This is a genomic window from Gordonia sputi NBRC 100414 (assembly GCF_000248055.1).
GTDB classification, from domain to species: Bacteria; Actinomycetota; Actinomycetes; order Mycobacteriales; family Mycobacteriaceae; genus Gordonia; species Gordonia sputi.
The window spans coordinates 1-6,086 of record NZ_BAFC01000039.1; the positions used below are offsets into that span (position 1 = coordinate 1).

A 6,086-nucleotide genomic window follows, 5' to 3' on the forward strand; every position below is an offset into this window, starting at 1 on the left:
CAAGGTCTCGCGGGCTGGCGTAGATCCGCCAAGTCAGGCGAAGGGCCTCCAACTCTTGGGAGATTGATCCAGCGTACCGGTCGCTACCCCCAAGTGACGCCACCGAGAAGATCAGCAACCGAGACCGGCTTAGCGGCGCTATCGTCGGCGAGTGCTTCCGTCACTAGGTCGATTACTACCACAGCGGCCGGGCGGTGCCGGACGTTCACCTGCTCCTGGATATATTCCAGGCCGCCGTTGGCGTACTCCTCGAATATCTTGAATCGCTCGTCCATCCTGGTGTCGTCCATGATCTCTGGGTCATGTACCACGTTCGCGGCGATCATGTTAATCAAAGTATCGCTGAAGCCCGGCGCCGTGAGTACGTCACTACGGATCGCGTCGCCCGACGTCGCAACGAATGGCACACGGCGGTCTTGCCGATAGCCGACCGCTGCAGCAAACAGCAAAATGTCGCGGTACGCCGGGAACTTGCCTTCGGACTGGAGTTCCAACATCAGGGCATCGTGCTGCTGGGGTCGGCGAGCGCGAACGTCGCTTGAGGGCGTGCTCATTTGATCACCTTCAGTTCAGAGTGGTCAGTCTCGGCCGATCGGATGTATGGGTACGAGATGCCTTCGAGCTCTATGTCGTCGGTGACATTCCCAGCAGCGGTCGTGTGGGTCTCGATGACTCCGATGTGACTGACGTAGGGGAGTAGCTCGGTTACGACTCGCCCAAGGCCCTGGCTCTTGCTGACGAGCACAACGAGCTGTGGCGCCAGTTGGGCAAGCGCACGAGACACAGCCTCCTGGTAATCCTGATCAAGGGATCCGAATGCTGCGTCCATCACGATCGGAAAGGTTCCAGCGTCGTCGGCACCGGGACCTTCTGCACGTCTCTCCTGCCGGATCTCGCGGGCCAATTTCGACACCGCGGCCACAAAGCTCAGGCTCAGGATTTGGTTCTCGCCGGTGGACTTCGGGACCGGTAGATCGACCCCGTTAACGTTCTTATGCAGACTTAGCTCAAAGCCTGCGCTGAGGGTAGGCACGTGCGCCTGGTGTGTGATGCTCTTGAATACGGCCTTCAATTCGGTGTCAAGGCGAAGACGCATGTCTTCCTCTCGGATAGCGAGGATCTCCTCCAAGGCTCGTTTGACGGACGTCACTAGGTCAGACCGCGACCGCGCCTTGTTGGCAAGTTCGTCAGTAACCTGCGCCCGCGAACGCTCCTTGGTTTTCTGCTCGATCTCCTTCGCCACAGTAAGCAGCTCGGTTTCGATCGCGCCTTTACGCTGGTTCGTGACTGCGACTCTGTCCTCCAAATCCATGCGCTTGGCCTCGAGATTTTGCACGTCCTCCAAGCGATTGTCCTTCAGCTTGCCGTCCAACTCCGACTTGCGAGCCTCCAACCGGGCCACACGCTCAACCTCCACATCGATGCGTTTCATTAGGTTGGCGAGTGAGTCATGGAGCCCCTCCCGGGCGTCCGCCAGGGGCGCGATCTGGCCCCTGACTCGCTGCCAGGCCGTTTCGACGGCCTGCAGACCAGCCCGCTGGCGCCACTCGTTCACGTGCTCCCACGACTCTGTGTGCTCGGCGAGAGGTGTTCCACAGATGCAGGCACCTTCTTCCAGAAGTTTGTCGACGAACTCGCGTTTCAGGGGCGCTGGGAGCGCGCCCTTCCTGTACAGCGACTCGGCCATGGACTCTGTGGCCTCTCCGAGAGCGCTGGTGAACGCCTGAAAGCCGCGCGTAGCTACTAATTTGCTGCGCTCGCTCAGCGCAGCATCACGCGCAGCTCGGGCCTCCGCCAACTCTTGGGAGACAGCTTCACGTTCGGTCTGAATCGGGGCGGACTCGGCATGCTGTCTAAGAAGTTCTTCGGTACGGTTCCGCTCGTCATCAAGCGCAGCCAGGTTTGCCTCAACAACCTTCAAGCCTTCCCTCGCCTTGGCCTGCTGATCAGTTAGAGCGTCGATGGCGTCTTGGATGGCACCTGCCGTTGCGCCGCCGTGCTTCTTCAGATCATCGGTCAGCCGGCGGTTGACCTTTGGTAGGTGAGCGATCGCTCGCTCTACCTGCTCAAGGTCGAGCAGCACCTTGATATCCTTCTGAACTTCGGCGTACGCGCCCTTCTTCACTAAGTTCTCGATGCGCTCACCGTTGAAGAAGAAGAAGCGGCTCACGCCCACCGGCAGGATGCTCAGGATGGTCTCCTGAGGCGCACCGCTGACCTCGGAGGAACCGTCAGCTTTGGTCGTCCAAAGCTGGAGCGTGGCTGAGGGTGGCCCCTGAACGTCAGCCTCCTTGCGCAGGGTTGCGCTCCGCAGCAATCGGTAGTCCTGTCCCTCGTGATCGAAACGTACCTCGACGGCGACCTCGACCGAGTCGCCGACGGGCAGGGTTCGCCAAACGCCATCCGTCACTAGGCGGTCTTGTTGCTCGACGTCCTCGGACATGTTGCCGTAGAGACCCCAGGTGAATGCGTTGAGCAGCGTCGTCTTGCCGGCACCATTGGCGCCAAACAGAAGAGTGACCGGCTTGAGCTTGTCGGAGGTCAAGTCGAACGTCTGGGTACCCGCGAACTGCCGGAAGTTGGTCAGCGTGATCGATTGGAGCTTCACGGGATGATCTCCTTAACCGCCGCGACCAGATCATCGGTCGCGTCATATGCAGTGATGTGAAGTTTGGAGCGTTCGATCTCCAGCACTCGCTTAAGCAGAGCGCGCTGCTCATGACTGAGCTCCTCGAGTACCTGCTTCTCAGTGCGGCTCACGCTTTCCTCTCCCTGTTTCGGGCTCTTCATAATCTTGACCTCTATATGTCCATGAGCTGATAGCGCTCTTTGAGCGGCCGCAGCAGCTGAAGTGTTGTCTCATAGTTCTCGGACAGCTTGCCAAACTCGTTTGCGCGTTCGAGTTCACGAACGAGTAATGCCCGTTCGACATTGAAGTTGATGCTTGTCCCCGCTGGAGGGACGGCCAGATAGTCTAATATCGTGGCGCGCTCCTTGCCCGGCGCTAGCCGTAGCAGCCGACCTCGGCGCTGGATAAACTGCCGAGGGTTGCTACTGCTCGCCAATAGATATCCGGTACGGGCGTCTGGTATGTCAACGCCCTCATCCAGACAGCGCATCGCAACCAATGCCCGAAGATCGTTCCCCGCCCCAAATCGCCGAAGGATGGCCGCGCGCTCGGAGCGCGGCGTTTCGGATACGTAAGTGTGGGCTGAGAGGCGCAATTGATGGCCAACGAGGTTCATGACCGCGTCGACCTGCTTCGGCCCGGATTCCTCACCGGGCCGAGAGGGTCGCCGGCCTTCTGCACAGTAGATGAGCTGGAACCAGTCATCGCGACGAGCTTCGAGGTCGGTGCGAAGAGCCTCCAGTTTGCCCTCGGCGTGGCCTAGCACCCCGGCGCGCTGACGCAGGAGGAATCCGAGCGGGGAGTTTGGATCAGCGTCCTTGAGGTTATCTCCGGTCGCTATGCGGGTCGCGATCTGCGCAGACAGTTCGACGTACAAGGCGGCCTCGGCATCGTTCAACTCGACAACGCGAGGCAAGTACTCGTACCGCGTGAGTGCACCCATCTCGATTGCCTTGCTGAGACCCAGCTCGAAGGCAATCGGTCCGAAGTAGTCGATCAGAGCGTCGGTTCCGTCATCGTCGAACCATCGCTCGGGTGTTGCCGAAAGCGCCAGACGGTAGGTGGCGTTCTCCGGGAGTGATGACCGGTAGGCGGCCGATCCGAGGTTGTGCGCTTCGTCTCCGATGATTAGCAGCGGCAGGTTGATCCGCGACAGCACAGACTGAAACTTCTCACCGGAGAAGGAGGCATTTGTCGCCACCATCGCCACGATAGGATGCTGACCCATTCGAGCCGCGGACAGCTGCTCCTCGACGAGCGGCAACCACTTCTGGCTGCTTTCGTAAACCGCGATCGGCCGCACCCCAAAGCATTCGACCTCGGTGATCCACTGGTCGACTAGGTGCGTCAGCGGCGCAACAATTAGAAGCACTAGGGGCTGCTCTCGCTGACGCAGTACGTTGCCGAGCTGCGTAGCAGCGATCATGGCGGTCTTGGTCTTGCCAGTGCCAGTGGCCATCTTAAGGATGCCGCGACCCTGCTGACTGAGCCACGAGGTGACAGCCTCCCGTTGGTAGTCGCGCACAGTAAGTGAGACGGGCAGGGTGAGACGCGACGGCTCGTTGATCTCGGCGTGTACCGGCGTCAGTGCATTATCCGTTCCTGGGAGGCCACGGTGTGGCCGGTCATTGCCGATCTTGACCAGTCGCTCCCGGGCCACGTCGGGGAACCGCTCAACGGAGAGGTGCGGAGTCTGGTTGGACCACAGCGCCCGAAAATCGGCTTCGAGTCGCACTGCTCGTGTGCCGTCTCCAGCGATCCAGCCCCGATACACCTCGACTGACTCAAAGTTGGCCATGAGGCCGCCGAGGGTCTCGTTGCTGCTGCCGGTGAAGCCAACCAAGTCGCCGAGGTCGTCGCGGAACACGCCAATCTTTTCGTGGTAGATCCCGATACGACCCTCCTGCTGCACGAACGCCAACCTAATGTCGAGCCGGCCATCGGCAATAAGGCGACCGAGGATTCCAAGGCCGTCGAGCACCGTCTCAGGCTGGTCCTCCTCGAGCTCACGCATCGCGGAGCGACCCAACACCTCTCGTACGTCGTACCCGCGCTCGATGTCCACTACGTCGTCCTCGGTGAGGTGCGGCGAGGCGATGAGCCGCATCAACCCTCCCCGGGCCGCGAAGGCTTCGATCCCTCGCGCATAGAGGGCAAGGCTAGTAGAAGTGAAGTAGCCGACTGCGCGGCTGTAGCTCGAAGCGACGGTGAAAGCCGGCACGAAGAATGTCTTGACGACGTCTTCGTGATCACTGCGGTACCTGTCGCTCAATGCGAGCGATCGGAGGCCCCTGGGAGACTCGTTGGTCATAGGAGATCCAGGATGTCGTCGACGTCGGTCCGGTGTTCCACATCGTTCTGCGCGTGACAGCTTCCCAGATACTCAAGCGCTGACGTGATAAGCTCGGCGATATCGTCGTCGCCCCGTTCCCGGTACCCGCCAATGATACTGGTTACGGGAGAGTCGTCGGGCAGCCTGATTGCTCGAGCTAATGCTAGAAGGGCGTCTGCTCGGTCGTCGATGACGGGTGCTCCAGCCAGCGCGAGTGCATCGGCTAGAGGGTTGCCGATAAGGCTGCGCGCAAGTTCGAACGAGAAGGTCGAGTCGTCGTTCAGGACGAGGAACGCCTCGGTACCTGCGGCGACGTCCTCGGCGATGAGGAAGCGGCGGATCGTGCCGAACTGAGGTTGAAGTCCCGTCCAGGCAACCGACTGCGGGCCAAGCCGACTGTCGAGGTGTTTAGTCTCGCCGGCGTGGATATCGAGCACGGTCGCGATAGCGAACGGTGCGACAGAGCCGCTGCCGCGAAGATGATCGCTGTTGATCCGCACGCGATATGCCCAGCCGTCGACGCGGCGAAACAAGCGGCGTGTGCGCTCCGGTGCTTTACGCGAGGCTCGGTCCTCGGTCGCGAGTTGCACGATCCCATCCTTCGTCGCGAATGGAGCTGCGCCCGCGTATGACACCACGCTGCTCCCGCTGACGCTGTACCGGCTTGTGATGTGTTCGACAAGGGCCGTCAACTTGACCCGGCCTCCGTTCCGAGTCACCTGCTCTCGGATGACCGACCTGATACCTGCATAGGCGTCGAGACCCCACTCTTTGAGGGCCCAGCGGTCACGATCAACCCGCTCGAATCGGGTGTCACCGCTCAGTGCGTTCCCGAGCGAGCGCGGGCTCCGTTCGAAGACGAAGCGGTCGACGATCTCTTGAGTGCTGAGTGGAGACCCGTCCATCGACAGAACGGCGGCGGCGTAGTCGCGCACCGAGGAGGTTCGGGTCAGCACGAAGTTGCCGTCGACAAGGTAGCCGCAGTGGGTGATCCAGGCCGCGGTGAGTTCCGCATGCTTCTCTGGGCTGCTACTCTGGATAAGGTCGAATTCGTCGATCCGCACGACGCCGTACTTGTCCGCACGTTCTTGGAGCAGCATCTGAGTGATGCTCTCGGCGGCGGTC

At 60.9% G+C, this 6,086-nt stretch carries 4 protein-coding genes and 1 pseudogene; all 5 read right to left on the bottom strand.

The window, feature by feature from the left end; translation table 11 throughout:
- Positions 1–83 precede the first annotated feature (83 nt).
- Positions 84–554, bottom strand: a complete 471-nt coding sequence (locus tag GOSPT_RS05320; protein WP_005203811.1) for a DNA phosphorothioation-associated protein 4 — start codon at positions 552–554, stop codon at positions 84–86.
- Positions 551–2,608 carry an AAA family ATPase gene (locus tag GOSPT_RS05325; RefSeq protein ID WP_005203813.1) on the bottom strand — a complete coding sequence of 686 codons (2,058 nt, stop codon included), beginning with the start codon at positions 2,606–2,608 and terminating at the stop codon, positions 551–553. Before GOSPT_RS05325 ends, GOSPT_RS05320 begins: the two co-directional genes overlap by 4 nt.
- Positions 2,605–2,790, bottom strand: coding sequence for a hypothetical protein (locus GOSPT_RS05330; protein ID WP_005203814.1), 186 nt, complete (start codon positions 2,788–2,790; stop codon positions 2,605–2,607). Before GOSPT_RS05330 ends, GOSPT_RS05325 begins: the two co-directional genes overlap by 4 nt.
- A gap of 11 nt (positions 2,791–2,801) precedes the next feature.
- Positions 2,802–4,940 carry a DEAD/DEAH box helicase family protein gene (locus GOSPT_RS05335; RefSeq protein ID WP_005203819.1) on the bottom strand — a complete coding sequence of 713 codons (2,139 nt, stop codon included), beginning with the start codon at positions 4,938–4,940 and terminating at the stop codon, positions 2,802–2,804.
- A pseudogene (locus tag GOSPT_RS05340) lies at positions 4,937–6,086 on the bottom strand (hypothetical protein); the annotation flags it as partial. The pseudogene GOSPT_RS05340 and the gene GOSPT_RS05335, both read right to left, overlap by 4 nt.